Annotated in this window: 11 protein-coding genes and 3 pseudogenes; 6 read left to right on the top strand and 8 right to left on the bottom strand. The window is 45.9% G+C overall.

Annotation, left to right across the window (positions count from 1 at the left end):
* Window positions 1-297 precede the first annotated feature (297 nt).
* The 3 genes from hutG (at window position 298) to IM753_RS05770 (ending at window position 3,636) form a co-directional block, all read left to right on the top strand.
* On the top strand, window positions 298-1,305 hold the full coding sequence (gene hutG, locus IM753_RS05780) for a formimidoylglutamase (protein WP_194108870.1): 1,008 nt from the start codon (window positions 298-300) through the stop codon (window positions 1,303-1,305).
* Between the two features lie 63 nt (window positions 1,306-1,368).
* On the top strand, window positions 1,369-2,601 hold the full coding sequence (gene hutI / locus IM753_RS05775) for an imidazolonepropionase (RefSeq protein WP_194108869.1): 1,233 nt from the start codon (window positions 1,369-1,371) through the stop codon (window positions 2,599-2,601).
* Between the two features lie 231 nt (window positions 2,602-2,832).
* Window positions 2,833-3,636, top strand: a complete 804-nt coding sequence (locus tag IM753_RS05770; RefSeq protein WP_194108868.1) for a transferrin-binding protein-like solute binding protein — start codon at window positions 2,833-2,835, stop codon at window positions 3,634-3,636.
* 148 nt (window positions 3,637-3,784) lie between these two features.
* On the opposite strand, the gene IM753_RS05765 is transcribed toward IM753_RS05770, so the two are convergent.
* The 3 genes and pseudogenes from IM753_RS05765 to IM753_RS05750 all read right to left on the bottom strand — a co-directional run bounded on the left by IM753_RS05765 (window position 3,785) and on the right by IM753_RS05750 (window position 9,938).
* Window positions 3,785-5,278 (bottom strand): surface lipoprotein assembly modifier, encoded by a 1,494-nt coding sequence (locus IM753_RS05765; protein ID WP_172823664.1) that lies wholly within the window; start codon window positions 5,276-5,278, stop codon window positions 3,785-3,787.
* Between the two features lie 104 nt (window positions 5,279-5,382).
* Window positions 5,383-8,138 (bottom strand): annotated as a pseudogene (locus IM753_RS12970) (lactoferrin/transferrin family TonB-dependent receptor).
* A 177-nt stretch (window positions 8,139-8,315) separates the two neighbouring features.
* Entirely contained in the window at window positions 8,316-9,938 is a 1,623-nt protein-coding gene (locus IM753_RS05750) for a transferrin-binding protein-like solute binding protein (RefSeq protein ID WP_194108867.1), read from the bottom strand.
* Here IM753_RS05750 and IM753_RS13295 point away from each other — a divergent pair.
* Both IM753_RS13295 and IM753_RS05745 read left to right on the top strand, forming a co-directional pair.
* Entirely contained in the window at window positions 9,937-10,071 is a 135-nt protein-coding gene (locus tag IM753_RS13295; protein ID WP_255518646.1) for a hypothetical protein, read from the top strand. The genes IM753_RS05750 and IM753_RS13295 overlap by 2 nt on opposite strands.
* Window positions 10,040-11,329: pseudogene (locus IM753_RS05745) on the top strand (FAD-binding oxidoreductase); the annotation flags it as partial. The gene IM753_RS13295 and the pseudogene IM753_RS05745, both read left to right, overlap by 32 nt.
* Window positions 11,330-11,471: 142 nt before the next feature.
* Here the strand turns inward: IM753_RS05745 and IM753_RS05740 are convergent.
* The 5 genes and pseudogenes from IM753_RS05740 to accB all read right to left on the bottom strand — a co-directional run bounded on the left by IM753_RS05740 (window position 11,472) and on the right by accB (window position 15,243).
* Window positions 11,472-11,765 (bottom strand): DUF2523 family protein, encoded by a 294-nt coding sequence (locus IM753_RS05740; protein WP_065256986.1) that lies wholly within the window; start codon window positions 11,763-11,765, stop codon window positions 11,472-11,474.
* Entirely contained in the window at window positions 11,758-12,990 is a 1,233-nt protein-coding gene (locus IM753_RS05735; protein ID WP_194108865.1) for a virulence factor TspB C-terminal domain-related protein, read from the bottom strand. The genes IM753_RS05740 and IM753_RS05735 overlap by 8 nt, the downstream gene beginning before the upstream one ends.
* Window positions 12,991-13,242: 252 nt before the next feature.
* Window positions 13,243-14,013: a hypothetical protein gene (locus IM753_RS05730; RefSeq protein WP_227713083.1), complete on the bottom strand. Its 771-nt coding sequence runs from the start codon at window positions 14,011-14,013 to the stop codon at window positions 13,243-13,245.
* Window positions 13,952-14,774, bottom strand: a pseudogene (locus IM753_RS05725) (biotin carboxylase N-terminal domain-containing protein); the annotation flags it as partial. The gene IM753_RS05730 and the pseudogene IM753_RS05725, both read right to left, overlap by 62 nt.
* 16 nt (window positions 14,775-14,790) lie before the next feature.
* Entirely contained in the window at window positions 14,791-15,243 is a 453-nt protein-coding gene (accB, locus tag IM753_RS05720; RefSeq protein ID WP_062499750.1) for an acetyl-CoA carboxylase biotin carboxyl carrier protein, read from the bottom strand.
* Window positions 15,244-15,567: 324 nt separating this feature from the next.
* On the opposite strand from accB, the gene IM753_RS05715 reads away from it, so the two are divergent.
* A complete protein-coding gene (locus tag IM753_RS05715; protein WP_065256983.1) occupies window positions 15,568-16,839 on the top strand; it encodes an NRAMP family divalent metal transporter in 1,272 nt (423 codons plus the stop codon).
* The last annotated feature ends 51 nt before the right edge of the window (window positions 16,840-16,890 follow it).

Here is a 16,890-nt window from a genome sequence, read left to right as displayed (position 1 = left end):
GGTTGGGGTGTGTTTGCTCCATAGGCATCTAGCCAATTTTTGTAGAGGTAAACTATCCACCCAAAGAGCTTTAAAAAATGATACAAAATCCGTGATTGTCCCGTAGGGGCGAATTGCAATTCGCCCTTATAAAAAGGCACACCTTACAAATCTTGCTGTGGTAAATATAGCAAATTAACCCCATTTTGCACCAATCTACATTTTGAAGTTAAGCAAGTATATCAAGTTCGCTGGATATATCCTAATTTTTATCCATCCATTTTAAGCCAATTAACCATTTTAAGCCAATTAAAAGCCATGACCGACATCCACACCACCCATATCCCCTTTGACCCTGCCCATTATACAGGACGCACCGACCCTTTTGAGAGCGATAGGGCGATGTATTGGCACAATGCCGTGCAAGCCTTTGACCGACAGCCTATCGCCTTGGTGGGTTTTGCTTGCCATCAAGGGGTAAGGCGAAACTTGGGCAGAGTGGGGGCAAAGTCCGCTCCGCCTGTCATTAGGGAGTTTTTTGCCAAATTGCCCATCACAAAAGACGTGCAGGACAAATACGCCAATTTGTCCGACTTGGTGGGCGACTGTGGCGATGTGGTGTGTCATGACAATGATACCATCGTTAAGGACAGTTTGGAATCCGCCCAAAAACATTATGCCACGCACATCACTCACGCCCTACAAAACAACGCCCTAGCGGTGGGACTTGGCGGTGGGCATGAGATTGCTTATGGCAGTTTTTTGGGGTTGTATGAGTATCTAAAATCAAATAGTAAGGACTTACCCAAGATTGGTATTATCAATTTTGATGCCCATTTTGACTTGCGAACGGACGAGTACGCCACATCAGGTACGCCATTTTTGCAAATTGCTGATATGATGGGCGATGAGTTTTATTATTTTTGTGTGGGCATTAGCCGTTTTGGTAATACAGCAAGTCTATTTGACAAAGCCCGTGCCTTGGGCGTTGGTGTTGTTAGTGATGACGACTGCCATCGCTTGACTTATGATGAGATTTGGGCAAGGCTTGATGGCTTTGCTCGGGGTGTTGATGTGCTGTATGTTACGGTGGATTTGGACTGTCTGCCAAGTGGTGTCATGCCTGCGGTCAGTGCGGTAAATGCCAAGGGCATTGAGCTTGATTTGGTGGAATTTTTGCTTGAAAAACTCATTCAAACAGGCAAAGTCAACGTCTTGGATTTTGCTGAATTTAACCCAACTTACGACATTGACAGCCGTGGGGCAAAAACCGTGGCACGACTGCTTGCGGTGTGTGTGGAGCGGGCATTGCTTGATGGCGTGTGATTGGGATTACATTAAACTTAAAGCTTATTGATAAATATCAACCCAATATCTAAGGAAAAAACCATGCAATTTGACACCCTAATCACCAACGCCAACATCGCCACCATGAGCGATACATTTGGCTTTACCAAAGACGCCCCATATGGGGCGATACATGGCGGTGCGGTTGGCATCAAAGATGGCAAAATTGCCTTTGTCGGCACAATGGACGAGATTGGCACGGCAACTGCTGACAAGATAATTGATGCCAAACAAGGCTGGCTAACCCCTGCTTTGATGGACTGCCACACCCATGTGGTCTATGGCGGTAATCGCAGTAATGAATTTGAGATGCGTCTAAATGGCGTGGATTACAAAGACATCGCCAAACAAGGTGGCGGGATTTTGTCCACTGTGAAAGCCACGAGACAAGCGGATTTTGATGATTTGTATGAGCTTAGTTTGCCACGTTTTAGAAGTCTTGTAAGTCAAGGCGTGGGGACGATTGAGATTAAGTCGGGCTATGGGCTTGACTTGGATAACGAACGCAAAATGCTCAAAGTTGCCAAAAAATTGGGCGATGACTTTGGCATTACCGTCAAAAAAACCTACCTTGCCCTACACGCCCTACCGCCAGAATATCAAGGGCAAGCAGACGAGTATGTCAAGCAGGCGTGCGAGTGGCTAAAAGTGTTGCATGATGAGAATTTGGTGGATGCGGTGGATGCGTTTTGTGAATCCATCGCCTTTGACACTCATCAAGTGGGCAGGCTCTTTGAAGTTGCCAAATCGCTAGGATTGCCTGTCAAACTTCATGCCGAGCAGATGAGCGATATGGGCGGAGCGGGACTGGTGGCAGAGTTTGATGGCTTGTCTGCTGACCACATTGAATATCTGTCCACCGACAGTATTGTCAAGATGGCAAAACATGGTACGGTGGGCGTGCTGTTGCCGACTGCCTTTTATGTCCTAAAAGAAACCAAACTGCCCCCCATCGATGCCATGCGACAACATGGCGTAAAGATGGCAGTATCTACCGACTGCAACCCTGGCACATCGCCATCAACAAGCCTACTGCTTGCCATGAACATGGCGTGTACGCTGTTTGGCTTAACGCCCGAAGAAGCTCTGGCAGGAACAACCATTCACGCATCCCAAGCCTTGGGGCTACAAGACACCAAAGGGCAAATTGCGGTAGGTATGGATGCTGATGTGGCGTTGTGGCAGATTGACCGACCTGCCGATTTGTCTTATCTTATCGGGCAAAACCGATTGCAAGGGTTTTGGGTGGCAGGTCGGCAGGTTCCAAAAACATGAATTTAAAATCATTGTTTTTTTAAAATATTGGTATTAATTTTTTGAATTATAAGAACAGATGTGTTATAATGCCGCCCCGCCCAATCGGGTGGGGTATTTTTAACAAGAGTGCATTATTTTATATTTTATAAGAATCATTTGGGCGTACCTGCCCTTATTGTGCCGACATCTAGGTCTTGATTATTTTCTTGACTTTTTGTATTTTGCACTCATAACCTTAACGGTAATTTTATGAAAAAAACGACATTATTAACACTTGCTTTACTTTCTACCCTAACCATCAGTGCATGTAGTAGTGGCGGTGGTCACAGTAACCACGCTAACCACACCACACCATCAGTCACACCCAAGCCTGTCACACCGCCAACCAATAGCAATGATAAAAAATCAGGTGATGACACACCAAGCAACCCAAGCAATACTGTTGATGACACTAACATCTCCCAAGGCTACACTTTCAAAGATAACAAGCCTGTGCTAAGTCAGCTAACCTTTGCCGACATTAATACGTTGGTTATAGATGGCAAGCGTTACAACTTAGCACCCAGCACAGGGACGAGCGAAAACTTTATCCAAAATACCAGCGATGAGAACCACACCTTGATGGTCAGTGGCACTCATCTGGGCAATGCCAAATACGGCTATGTCTTTGACAAAGAAACAAAAGCCACGCATCTGTTCCATCAAGGCACTAAGACTGGCGTTGATGATCTGCCCAAAGGGGTGGTCAGCTATGATGGCTCATCACTTTATGTGCATGACAATGGCATCAGGGTCGGTGCGGGCTCTAAGTTCTCTGTTAATTTTGACCAAAAAACTCTGACGGGTACAGTGGCAGGCGTGGATTTGCCAAATGAATTGATAAAACTATCAGCAACCATCAAAGGCAACACCTTCTCGGGCACTCAGCAAAACGATAAAATCAACATCCGCACCGAAGGAGCTTTTTATGGCAAAAACGCCAGAGAGCTTAGCGGTGTCTTTGCCAGTGATGATGGTGCAGTCAAAGGGGCGTATGGGGCGAAAAAGCAGTAAAAGCCACAATGCTCATTTGCAATTCATTTTAAGAGCTAAATCATGATAAAAATCCCTGCCGTTTTGTTAGGGATTTTTTTGGTGTGGATGACTTTGGTTTTAAAGTTAGACTTATTTTTAAAATATCTCAAATGCACTTTAAAAAATCTTAAAACCGTTTTGTTGCTTCGATAAACACACGATTTTTATCGTATTTGTATAAGGGTAGATTGCTGTCCACTTTTTGATAACTCCATGTCAAGCGTGGCATGATACCAAACATTTGCCAATGGTTGTTCCACACAGACGTGCTAAGCGTGTATTCTTTGTTGTGCTGAATCTCACCAAAAAAACCTGCCCCACGGTAGTCTTTATGTGCCATGCCGACATTAAGACGAGCACCAAAACCATTGTCAAACTCCTGTCCTACGCCTGCCCGCACACCCCGTCTGATGAACGAATCATCGGCATCACGAGCGTCTGTGCGATGAGCGTCCACACCAACCAGCCAATACCGCTTGGCATTTGGCGAGTAGATGGCACTGGCACTTAGACTGCGAGCGATACCGTTTAGATGGGGGCGTGTGTGGTAGGTCTGTTTGGCAACTTCGCCATAAATACTGCTCTGCCATTGGGGGTTAAACCGATATTGCCACTCGACTGCCAGCCCCTTATTTTGTGAAAAATGCTTTAAGTCATCCGAGTCTTTACTTCCACCTGCATAAAACGTATGTTCACTAAATGGCAAAAGCGTGATGTCATGATGGGCGTTGGCATGTCCCATGCCTAAGGATAAGCGACTGGTGAGTTCGTTGTAGGGTTTATTGTCCCAATAATATTTGCCGTTATTATCCAGTCGGGCTTCATGATAAAAGCCATCGGGTCTTAGCCATTTTTTGTGGGCATTGAGATAAAGACCAATGCCTTGGGCGGACTCTGGCTCGGGTGCCACCCAGCCCCTACCCAAATCACGACTGGCAGGGGCGTTGTTGATGTTTTTATCATTCAAAAAGTTACCCCCGCCTTGGATGGGGATTTTCTCTTGGGCGTGGATGGCTTGTAGGTGTGCATTGATGAGTGTGGCTAGCTCATCGGGCATGTCAGGTTCGCCTAAAAGCTGATGAAAATTTTGCTCGGCATTGACAAAGCGTTTATCATAAAACAGCACCATGGCAAGTCGCAGACGAATCAGGCTAGCATGCTCATTATAAGTTAGGGCTTGTTCATACGCATGGATGGCTTGGCTGTTTTTGCCTACTTGTTCGGCAACCAGTCCTGTTGCCCAATACTCTATCATCGGCTCACGTTGATGCTTAGGCAGGTCTTGATAATAGGGCAATAAAAACGCCACGTTGTCCGCTTGGTTTTGGATGAGACTGCCCATCAAGGCTCGCACGATAAGCTGGGGATGTTCTTTTAGCTCATCGGCACTTAGCGAGACGGTGCTGTCATCAGAAGATTCTATGATGGGGACATCCATGGATGGCAAGAATGGGGGCAGATTCTGCTGTTCTACCTGTCTTTGTAGATGACTGTCTTGGATACGTCTGTCGTCTTGTTTGGTCAGAGCGTCAGCGTGGGCGATGTTCACGCCAAAGCCCATGCCAAAAAAGCCAATAAAAGGCAGGAGAGCTAAACGTGATGGGAGATGAAATTTTTGCATAAAATACATGAAAGTCCACAAAGGTTTATTAAATGCCCATAAACGGCAAGTGTGCGACTAATCGCACACTTTAACAAAAATTAAGCATATCTACAAGCTAGAATTTAGAATTTAAATTCTAACGCTACGTTAAAGTTACGCCCTGGGGCGGCATAACGGGCGGTGTTGCCTGTGGTTGGATTGACAGCATTGATAGAAGATTGGCGGACAGACTCCCATGTACTGTATTTGCGATTAAACAGATTATACACGCCTGCCCGCAAAGTCATGCTGTCATTGACATGATAATGACCTGATAAATCATAGGTGTACCAACGTTTTGTTGCCCCTTGGGTTGCCACGATGGCTCGGTCAATACCAAAGGTGCTTACCCCTTGTAATTCATCCGCATTTTTGGCTTTTGAGTAAGTTGCCATGAGATTGATGCCCCATTTATCATCAGGGGAATCATAGCCAAGCCCTGCCACATAGCGAGCAGGTTGGAGCGTGTCCAGTATGGGTGTACGCACTTTGGTGTAGCCTTCTTTGATACTTAGCTCTTTGGGAGTGATTTTGTTATAAGCCAACGTGGTGTACAGACCATCGGGCAGTTTGTCCCAAACGCCATACCAGTCGATTTTGCCAAGCACGTTAATGCCTGAGAGTCTGATGTCTTGTAGGTTATGATAGCCGTCATTGCGTTCACTGCCATTGCCGATTTTCTCGCCGACAGTGATGAGATTGCGATATTTGTTATCAAAATGACTTACTTCAAGATATCCAAAATTGCCCGTCAGACCAATGCCAAATTCTTGATTGGATGATGTTTCAGGGTCAAGCTGTGAGATGTATTGTCTTGCCACACTAACAGCGTTACTGCCATCATAAGCTCCACGAGTGCCGTACAACTCATAAAATGCTGGCACCCTAAACCCATTGGAGCGACGATAGGATAGGGCGATGTTGTCTGTGGCATGAAAGGTCAGACCCGTGTTCCACGACCAGTTGCTGTATTTGCCTGTGGCAGCAAAATCATCATCGGAGTCAAATTTGTGTCTGTCATAACGCACGCCCAGTCCCAAGTCCACTTTGTCGCCCAGTTGGATGTGGTCTCGTATGGCAAAGAAATGGTTGTACCCTGTAATGTTGCGGTCGGTACAGTCTTGGGTGCTAAACCCATCTTTACAAAAATGCTCGGTGTGGATGGTTGTGGGCTCAAACTGATAAACATAAGGGTCATCCTGTTTGCCCTTACCGCCCAGATTAGTCACCTTAGTTTGGGCTTGTTCGGAGTACCAATCGCCACGTCTTAGAGCAGAATCAAACTTATCCATGCCCATCAAGACATTAACCCTATGCTCGGTATTGGCAAATTTAAAGCTCTTTTGGGCGGACAGTTGTAACACGTCTGCTGTTCTTTATAGGTGTTACGCTCAGACAGATAGCCTGACAGTGGCTTGGTGATGTCTGCTCGGCAATTTTCATCAAATGTCGGATAAACAGCACAACTGGTCTCTCGTCTTAGCGTGTCAAGTTTGATGCTCTGACGGTCATAGCTAAGACGCAAGTCATCAATCCACGCATGAGCCTTTGGTGTGTAGTGATAGTTGATGCCATGGCGGTTTTTGTCGTGATGTTCATCAAAATAAAAACCACGGGTATAGCCCAGACTTAGGTTATGTGGGGCTATCGGCACAACCAAGCCTGATAGTAGATTGTCACCATAATACACCCCACGGATGGCAGGCGTGCCACTCATGTATTTTTTAAGAAACGCAGGCGTGATGTAGGCTTCTTGGCTCATGTCTTGGATGTCGGACTCTTGCTTGGTGTTCTCAAATACGCCGCCAACATAATGCGTATCATCAAAACGATAGCCGACTTTGGCAAGGTAGGATTTGGATTTATAATCCATGGGGTTTGCCATGATACGATTCGCCCCTGTGTAGTCGCTGGCACTCACGGTTTCGGTGATGTGCTTCATCTTGTCGTAGGCTTCTTGTTCGGCAGGCGTGTAGGGCGGGTCGGTACGCATGGTATAGGGGTTGTCCAGCGTGTGTTTGGCGAGCATTTTTGGGGTGCAGTCTCGTGTCGGGCATTCATTTTGTAGGATAAACCAGTTGTGATTATTCACAATCTCAGTGTTGCCTGTGTTGTTCCACGGCGACCCCCGCAGTTCGTACAAATCGGTAAAAGCCCCCACACGGGTAAGGCTTTGGGGCAGGTCTGCCACGTCCTTGTGTACCTTGGTTTCTTCGCCTGTGCGGTGCGTGTACTGGATAAGTGCTTCAAAACCGCCAGCACGTCCTGCCAGTCCAACGGTATTGGCAAATTGGTTGTTTTTGCTGCTGTATGCACTCTTGGTAGAGACACCCCAATCTTTGCCATCTTTGATGATGTCGCCCACGTCTTTGGTGCGAAAACTCACCGCCCCACCCAATGCCCCAGAGCCGAACTCAGATGACGCTGAGCCTTTGGAGAGCTCAATGGAGCGGACGTTTTCATATTCTATCTCATTGATGGCACCGCCATTGGCTTTGTTGCTTAGATCGTTGATGTAGGATTGCACCTGCACAATCCCATCAACTTGCAAACCCACACGGTTCTTATCCACGCCACGGATGGAGTAGCCACTACTTGCCCCACGTCCTTGCTCAACCACGGCAATACCAGGGTCATAGCGTGTCAAGTCACGAATGCCCATGATTTGTTCTTTGTTGATGTCATCTGTAGATTTGACGATTTTGCCCAGCCCTGTCACTTCGGTGCTTTTACGTCCTAATTTGCGTACGATTTTAATGGTTTCTGACTCTAAGACGACGTGTGGCTCATCATCGGAGTGGGGCGTGCTTGGGTTTTCTGTGGTGTTGGCATAAGCCATGTTGCCCATTCCCAAAAAGACAGACAGCACCGTCAAATGTAGCGTGGTCGGACGTGAGATAACATAAGATGATAACATGATATTTCCTAATAATTTTTAAATAAATCAAAACCAAATCTTGGCACACCAATGCCTGACATGCCAAGATTTCATCATATATTTTAAAAATGCTAACGGTTACTTTTTAACCTGTTGTTTGGCACCAAAAACGCCAGCAACCCCGTCTTTTTTACTGGTACGTTCACTATAAAACGACCCGCCAAGCTCTGTGGCATTTTTACCATAAAAACCACCATCAACCTTACCTGACAGATGAGCCACAGCACCACTCATTGAGCTTTTATCTAGGCTTAGACCTTTCTCGCCAGTTCTAAAATCGGCGGTAAAGCCATTGCCACTGATGACCCCGTTGTCAATGATGATGCTAGGGGCGACACTACCCCCAGCGTATAGCGTGCCTTTGAGCGTTTTGTTGTCAAAATTAACGCCAAATTCTGCCCGACTGGCGTTTTGACCCTTGCCAGCATCAATCGCACCCGTCAAAGAATCTTTGGTCAAGATATAAGCCTGCCATGTGCCGTGATATTCTAGCTCGCCTGCCTTTGGCATCTCTGACAATGCCGTCCGCTCGCCCGTCAAGAATAGATAAGCGTCTGATTTTGAGCCATTGTCATCATAAAAGTAAGTGCCAAATTTGACGTGGTTTAGGTTGCCACAGCAAGCACTGATGACCAAATTCTTGCCATTGACGTCGTATTTGTTGGTTTGGATAAAGTCAGCAGTGCCTGTAGCAGGCAGTAGTGAGAAACTTCTGCCGTTAATCACCAATTTTGTGGCATCGCCAAAGGTATCAAGACTGCTTTTGTCAAGCTCATCAATGCCAAACTTGACCGCATCAAAGGCTTTTTCGGTAGGGTCGATGTCATCCCATTTGCCGTCTTTATGTTGTCTTGCCCCAAACACGGCAAACAAAGAATTGTCATCGGCTAAGAATTTGCCTGCAAGTTCTTCGGCATGCTCCCCAAAAAAACCGCCTTCTAAGCTTTTAGAGTTGGATTTAAAAAATGGGTCGTTAGGGTTGCTTGCTGTGGCACTGCCCCGAAAGCGATTGTCTTTGATGTCAGCTTTGATGTCATAGCGTTTGACTTTCTCAGACTTGCTTTTGTGGCGAGAGAGTTCGCCTGTCAGGGTTTTGTTGGCAAAGTCCACGGTAAAGACGCTGGTGTGACTTACATCGCCTGTTCTGCCTTCATCACGCCATTTGGCATCATCTTTGGTGGATTCATGAAAAGAAAACGCACTATAATCCGCCCCTGCATTTTTCTTGTATTCGCTGTGAAACTCATCAGAGCTACGTCCTTTTTTGGCATCCGTCATAAAATCCCAAGTGCCTTTGTAGGTGATGGTTTGGGTGGGTAGGGCGGTGGCGGGATTGGTGCCTTGATAAAACACAAAGCCGTTCATGCCATTATGGATGGTATTTGTGGCAAAGTTCGGTCTGGGCTGCAAATCAGCCACCCAGCCTGATTTGACAAATTTCATGTAGTCTCGGTCACGACTGCCATACCATGCACCTGCGGATGTTGGCACGGGACTGTGTGAGTCTTCGTAATTATCCGAATAAAGACTGGACGCACCGTTTAGGTTGTTCAAGTCTTTTTTGTGTCTGTCAACCACTCTGCTAAGCCTGTCATTAATGGGCTTAATCATGTCAGCAGACAGGGGTACATGTTCTTCTGTGCTGTCTGCGTGCAAGTTACGTCTGACGGTTGCCATATGAAAGCCCAGTGATGGCTCCATGAGTGCATCAAGCTCTTCTGCGGTTCTAGGTGGCGTGGGGACATCTTCATGGATAGGGGTGTTGGTACTGGGCGGCTTTATCGGTTCGATGGCAGTCAGTGCGACATCGCCTTACCATGACATGGTTAGATAACGAACCTGCCGATGCGGTGCTGACCGCCACATCCAAAGAAGACGTTGCCGATGCAGTCAAAATTTGCCATGCTCACGGCATGCCTGTTATCGCCTTTGGGATAGGTTCGTCACTAGAAGGGCAGTTAAATGCTCCGCATGGCGGGCTGTGCATTGACATGAGTCAGATGGATGCGATTTTGCAGGTCAATAGTGAAGATTTGACCGCCACTGTGCAGGCAGGCGTGACCCGAGAAGCTCTTAATCAACACCTAAAAGACACGGGGCTGTTTTTCCCCATCGACCCTGGGGCGAATGCCACGCTTGGTGGAATGGTGGCGACTCGTGCCAGTGGCACCAATGCCGTGCGTTATGGCACGATGAAAGATGTGGTGCTGTCGCTTGAAGTAGTCATGCCTGATGGTGAGATTATCCGCACCGCCAGTCGTGCCAAAAAATCATCGGCAGGCTATGATTTGACACGGCTCATCATCGGCTCCGAAGGCACGCTTGGGATAGTGACTGAGATTACGGTGAAGCTGTTTGGTTTGCCTGAGTGTATCGGCAGTGGCATTTGTCATTTTCCCGATGTGGATAGGGCGTGTCAGGCGGTGATGGCGACGATACAGATGTGCTTGCCGATTGCTCGTATCGAACTGCTGGACGCCACACAAATCAAGGCGTGCAACGCTTATTCTGGGCTGTCGCTCAAAGAGACCGCCACGCTACTGGTGGAATTTCACGGCACTAATGCAGGCGTGGCAGAACAGGCACAGCTGTTCGGGGATATTATTGCTGACTTTGACGGTCAGGATTTTGCGTGGGATACGGATGAGAGTAAGCGTAAACAGCTTTGGACGGCACGCCACAACGCCTATCATGCCAGCCGTGCTTTACGCCCGACTGCCAGCGGGCTATCTACCGATGCGTGCGTGCCGATTTCACGCCTTGCTGAGTGTGTAACTGAGACGGTCAAGGACATAGAGATGCGTGGCATGTTAGGGCCTGTGGTGGGTCATGTGGGCGATGGCAATTTTCATGTGCTGTTATTGGTGGACATGGATGATGAGCGTGAAGTGATACACGCCAAAGAAATCCTATCACGTCTTGCCGAGCGTGCCATTGATATGGATGGCACCTGTACAGGCGAGCATGGCGTGGGGCAAGGCAAACGTAAATACATGGCAAAAGAGCATGGTGGTGCTTTGGCAGTCATGAAAGCCATCAAATCTGCCATCGACCCCAAAAACATCATGAATCCTGATAAGATTTGGGAATGATGGATTATGATGAATTATTATGGAAAATCCAAACACAGACAGGGGACAGACAGGGGATGTCTGTGTTTAAATGGGGCTGACTGAATGTGGTGCGATATTTACTATTTAACATAATATATATTATGCGAAGTAGTCCCAATGGTTATTTGTCAAGTTTTGTAACAAAGACTGATGAAGTAGAAATCGTTGCACGAATCACGCACGCAGATAAAATCATGCTTAAAGCGACATCAATGCCAGTTAAGCCGATAAGTGATAAAATTTTGCCGTCACCGCTTGCAAGCATGGCATTGGCTTCTGATATCATCTTATCTAACATCTCTGATACGCCGGCATAAGTAGCAAGACCAAGACCGGCACCGGCAAGGGCTTTTTTTATGCCAACTTGTAGGAGTTTATCACCGACATTATAAATAAGATTGGCTAGACTAGACACGGCGACCCCCAATAATCATCACAGAAATAATGCCACCAATGCCAATGATGAACGGACGCATGGTAGTAAACGCATCACAAAGCCCCTGATAGCTAATTTGGTGCGATATGCTAATCCCATGCAGTGATAAAGCTAGATTATCGCCCACGGGACAAGCACGACCGAAATTAACACGATTTTTATCTATTTGTAAATCATCTGATAAATCTTTAATCTTTGGTTTGTCTTCATCTGGTACTTCTAAGTCATCTTGTGTCCAGTCCATCCATTCACAAATTTTTTTATGAAATTTGGAACTATCACAGCTTAAAGGGTCATCATCTTCTTTTTTGGGTGTGTCTGTATCGTCTTTGGGCGGTGTCTGGGTGTTTTCTTCTTCGTTATTGATTGTCATGTTACAAGCTATGTATTTGCCTGTGTTTTCTTCCATAGTGCAATTTTTTTCATTAACGTCGTCAATGTCATATTTTTTATCTTTGATGTCTTGCTCAATTTCTTTTGATATTTCATTGCAAGCGTTAGACTCACAATACTTGTCAATGTTTGTTTCTCTGTTAATTTCATCGCCGTAGTAGTGATTGTTATTGATGATGATATCGTCATACTTTGTGTTGTAGTAGTTTTTGATATCGTCATCGTCCATTTTTTCAGCGATTTTTTTAGCGAGTGCTGTTAGCTCATCTTTTGATAACTGTTTGTGGTTTTTTTCAGAATTGACATTGTCGGAGCCAGGATTGCAATTATCATTTGATAACGTCTTATAAGAAACTTTGATTGATACAGTATGCTGTTTATATTCATCACCCTGCTTATAATATAATCTGACGTAGTCAGAGCCAGCACCAGAGTTTGAAGAATTAAATAAAGACTTAGATTTATTTTGGAGTTCAATAATATCACGCTGTGACATTATCAATGTTTTGCCAGATGATTTTTGAACTCGTTCTTTGGCATCATTTAACACTTTAGATGAGTCATAGTAATAATCGCCATCAGTTGAATACATTAGACATTTTTCGTCTGATAAATTTGAGTCGTTATTGTAATCGTCGTCTTTGCGTTCAGCAGTACAAACCCCTGAGACATCGCAGACAATTTCAACAGTATCATCAATGATATCATCGCATTTCTTTTTGTTTGAAATACACCAAGCCAAAGCACCAGCAGGCGTTAAAGCCCTGCCGACTTTACCAACTTTAACAGCAACCCCAAACCTTATATTCAATGGTCTTGTGATACAGGTAAAGATTGCCCTCGTTATTTTGATAACAAAGGCACGCCCGACATCTCTAATCCTTTAACCAAAAACAACGCACCGAACGCATCCACGGATGACGATGATAAATAGCCCAATAAAAATAAGCCCATGATGTTTCATGGGCTTATTTTTTGGTAGATTTTGGCAGGCGAGAACCCTAATTAGCTGTCGCTGTCCCCACTGAGTTCTCGCTCAATGTCCGCATCACTTAAATCCACTTCAATCATGAGATGCAGGTTTGGCGTACTTTTCCGCCTTAGGCGTTACCTCATCCACTTCTTTGGCGTTGTCGTACGACCCTAATTGTACATTAGGCAGGGGTTTTTTAGCCTTTTCCAGTTCTTTGAACTGGGCTTTTTGCTTGGCCAAAGCCTTTTCTTTACGAGACAAGGAAACCTGTAAAGCCTCTTGGCACAGCTCTTTTAAGTGTTTGTTGTCATCAGGCTCATAGGTCTTATCAATGGCGATGTCGCCCCCTGTTTGACGACCTTTTTCGCTATATACTGTATAGATTTTTGTGTTCGATTTGAGTTCGTTCTCTGCGTTCACATACCAGTTTTGGAAAAAAATCACGCCGATGCGTTTATTAATCATGTTTTCATCATGGTCATATTCCTCATTGACTGTTTCCCATGATTTTTTTTCAGCATTCCAAATTTTGTTAGGCACAACCCCACGTTTTGAGGAAAAACCTTGGTTGCCGTTGCTGTCCATCAGGTTCAAAATAGGCACAAAGTTTGAAAGCACAGCCCCCTCTTTGACAGGTTCATCATTCATGTTGTAAATGACATCCACTGTTTCTAGGTTTTCTGTTTTTTCGGTTGTAAAGTTGATTTTTAGGCGGTCTTGCGTGACTTTTAGGTCTTGGCCGTCTTTGTCTTTTCTGATGTATTCCCAGATGGCAGATTGGATGGTGATGATGGTGGGCACGATAGCCCATATCAAGGCACGCCTTGACACACGCTTGTCCGATTTTGGCACGCTCGTCATCGCTGATATAAGGGAGCAGGGGCTTCTTCGATGACTTTCTGATGACGGCGTTGCATGGAGCAGTCTCGCTCGCCCAGATGAATGGCGTTGCCGTGCGTGTCTGAGATGACTTGAATTTCAATGTGGCGTGGGTTTTTTAGGTATCGCTCCATATAAACCACAGGATTACCAAAGGCACTCATTGCTTCTTTTTTGGTCATGGCGACCGCAGACAATAGCTCGTCCATACTCTCAACGACTCTCATGCCACGACCACCGCCACCGCCAGCGGCTTTGATGATGACAGGTAGTCCCACATCTTGGGCGATTTTGATGATTTGTTCGTCATCATCAGGCAACGCCCCATCAGAGCCTGGCACGCACGGTACGCCTGAGGCTATCATGGTGTTTTTGGCGGCGACTTTATCGCCCATCATGCGGATATTTTGGGCGGTAGGGCCAATAAACACAAACCCCTGCTCGCTGACAAATTCGGCAAAATCGGCATTTTCGCTCAAAAACCCATAACCAGGATGAATGGCGTCCACCCCCAAAAGCTCGGCTGCCGATACGATGGCACGCTGGTTTAGATAGCTATCTTTGGGCAGATGACTGCCAATACACACCGTCTCATCAGCAAGACGGGCAGGCAAGCTGTCCTTGTCGGCAGTAGAATGCACAAGCACCGATGTAATGCCAAGCTCACGGCAAGCACGGATAATTCTTAGGGCAATCTCGCCACGGTTGGCGATGAGAATTTTTTTGAAGGGAGTTGGGTTCATGGACTGTCCTTGTTGTCTATTTGTTATCGATGACAAACAATGGTGCATCATATTCCACCATGTCACCTTCTTCTACCAAAATCTCAGCCACCACGCCATCGGTGTCCGCCTTGACTTCGTGCATGATTTTCATCGCTTCTACAATACACAAGGTGTCGCCTGCCTTGATGGTGTCGCCCACTTCCACAAAATTTGGGCTATCGGGGGCGGATTTGCGATAAAATGTCCCCAGCATGGGCGATGTGATGGTGTGTTTGGCACTTGGATTGTCGGGTGTTTGAGTGGCTCTGGTGGGGGCTGTGTCGGCTGTTGGCACAGGAGCGATGTGTCCAACAGGAGCAGGTGGCGTATCAGATGGGTATTTGGTAAGTTTGATGGTTTGTGTGCCGTCTTGGATTTCTAGCGAGTGAATTTGGGCGGTCTCGGTCAGCTTGATAAGGCGGGCTAAGTTGTCAAAATCGATGTTCATTATTGTCCCTAAAAATGTGTGGGTGGGACTGTGATTATAAAAAAGTTTTGCAAATTTGTCTAGACATTTTGATAGGTCATGCATGTGTTATAAATACAAGTATTTGATTTTTATAAATATCTCGCTAAATGGGGCAAGTTTTTGACTGATGGTAGATGGGCAAACTTTTCACCCCTGACCTATCGGGAAGAGTGCCTAAACAACACCATTTTATTCAACCTATCTCAAAAATATTTCACTTTTTATTCTGTATAAACTATGTTATCTTATTTATCTATATTTTATATCTTTGTTGATTGATAGTTTTTTTATTTGAGAATAAACATGACAACAGCCGAACAAAGCATATCGCCACAGACCAACACACAAACACAAAAACTCACTTGGAGGGCCTTCGGACCAGGCATTCTTATGGCGTCCGCCGCCATTGGTGGTTCGCACCTTGTATCGTCCACCCAAGCTGGGGCATTATACGGTTGGCAACTTGCCATTATGATTGTGCTTGCCAACTTTTTTAAATACCCCTTTTACCGCTTTGGTACAGAATACGCCTACAAAACAGGCGACAGCCTTGTGGTAGGTTATGCCAAAAAATCCAAAGCCTATCTTTGGGCATTTTTTGGCTTATCTGTTGTGTCAGGTGTGATAACCACAGGGGCAGTCGCCCTGCTCTGTGCGACCATTTTGGGCTTTATTTTGCCCTTTGAGCTAAATCCACTTGTTCTATCCATCATCGTGATGACGGTCTCATGGGGGCTACTCATTGCAGGGCATTATAAGGTTTTGGATAACATCTCAAAGTGGATTATCCTAGCATTGACGGTTGCCACCATTGCAGCGGTTATTATCGCAGGTATGTCGCCCAAAGAAGTCACCTCTGATTTTGTGCCGATGTCGCCTTGGAATTTGGCGTCTTTGGGCTTTATCATCGCTCTGATGGGCTGGATGCCTGCTCCGCTTGAATTCTCGGTCATCACATCCGTCTGGACATCCAAAAAAATTCGCACCGACCACACAAGCCATTTTCAAGGCGTGGTGGATTTTAACGTGGGCTACTTTACATCGGCGATTTTGGCGTTGTTTTTCTTGACGCTTGGCGTGTTTGTACAGTACGGCACAGGCGAAGAGATTGCCACCAAAGGCGGAGCTTACATCGGTCAGCTTGTACATATGTACACAGAGACCATTGGCAACTGGTCAAAAATTCTCGTGGCATTCATCGCTTTTTTGTGTATGTTTGGCACGGTCATCACGAGTGCAGACGGCTATGGGCGTACCAATGCCGAGAGTCTGTCGCTCATCAAAACAGGCACAACCGAGCTTACCGAAAAATACGTCATACGCTGGACGACTGCCATGGTTATCGGTGGATTCATCTTGATTAACGTGTTTGCAGGACAAATGGCAAGTCTGCTCAAATTTGCGATGATTAGCTCATTTGTCTCCGCTCCGATTTTTGCTTATCTGAACTACTCTTTGGCAAAATCTGAAAACCTACTTACCCCAAAGATGAACATCTACGCCCTGCTTGGCATTGCCTTTTTGGCGGGATTTGCAGGATTGTTTTTATTGCAGTTTTTTGGGATTATTGGTTAAAACAAAAACACATCAAAAAGGGCGACATCAATCGCCCTTTATTTTTGGGTG

Source organism: Moraxella sp. K127 (assembly GCF_015223095.1).
GTDB lineage: Bacteria > Pseudomonadota > Gammaproteobacteria > Pseudomonadales > Moraxellaceae > Moraxella.
This window is presented reverse-complemented; position numbering and strand designations above follow the sequence as displayed.